Source organism: Allobosea sp. 01N443 (genome assembly GCF_056399325.1).
This window is the reverse complement of the sequence record NZ_JBFTRC010000401.1, coordinates 1-959: the sequence shown is the minus strand read 5'-3', so window position 1 is coordinate 959 and position 959 is coordinate 1. Positions and strand designations below refer to the sequence as shown.

1 protein-coding gene is annotated in these 959 nt (G+C 62.9%); it reads left to right on the top strand.

The window, feature by feature from the left end; translation table 11 throughout:
- Positions 1 to 35: 35 nt before the first annotated feature.
- Positions 36 to 959 (top strand): IS256 family transposase (locus tag AC1DRP_RS36680; protein ID WP_476771153.1); only part of this gene is annotated, 924 nt, incomplete at its 3' end.

Sequence of the window (959 nt, the reverse complement as noted above, 5' to 3'; positions counted from 1 at the left end):
GTCCGGGGCCATAGTGACGCCGATGGAGGGCGCTCATGGTCATCAAGAAGGACACACTGGATCAGTTGCTTGCGGGACGTGATCCGCGCGATGTTTTCGCCAAGGATGGGCTTGTCGATGAGCTGAAGAAGGCGCTGGCGAACCGGGTCTTGTCGGCGGAACTGGACGATCACCTCGACGGCGAGGCGGCTGCCGGAAAGCCCAATCGCCGCAACGGCTATTCGAAGAAGACGGTGCTGGGCGAGAGCTCGAAGCTGGAACTCCGGATTCCGCGTGATCGCGAGGGGACGTTCGATCCCCAGTTGATCGCCAAGTACCAGCGTCGGTTTCCCGGTTTCGACGCGAAGATCATCTCGATGTACGCCCGCGGTATGAGCGTCCGGGAGATCCAGGGCCATCTGCTTGAGATCTACGGCCTCGACGTCTCGCCGGATCTGATCTCGACGGTGACCGACGCGGTGCTGGAGACGGTGACGGAGTGGCAGAACCGGCCGCTGGAGGCGAGCTACCCGCTGATCTTCTTCGACGCGATGCGGGTTAAGATCCGSGACGAGGGCCTTGTCCGCAACAAAGCCGTCTACCTCGCGCTCGGCGTCCAGGCCGACGGCACGAAGGACATCCTCGGCATCTGGATCGAGACGACCGAGGGCGCCAAGTTCTGGTTGCGGGTGATGAATGAGCTGAAAAACCGCGGCGTCGAGGATGTCCTCATCGCCGTCGTAGACGGGCTGAAAGGCTTCCCCGAGGCGATCAACGCGGTCTTTCCGCAAGCGATCGTCCAGACCTGCATCGTGGGGTCGTTGAGAAAGCCGAGTTTTGGCGGGGATGTTGAGCAAGCGCCCGACGACATCGGCCACTGCCGTTTGCGGCGTGTCAGGCTGGGTATGGTCTGGCGAGGCTGGGTATGGTCTGGCGTGGGCGCCGGCACGGAACTCGGCGAAAGGTTCGGGCGAGAGCCC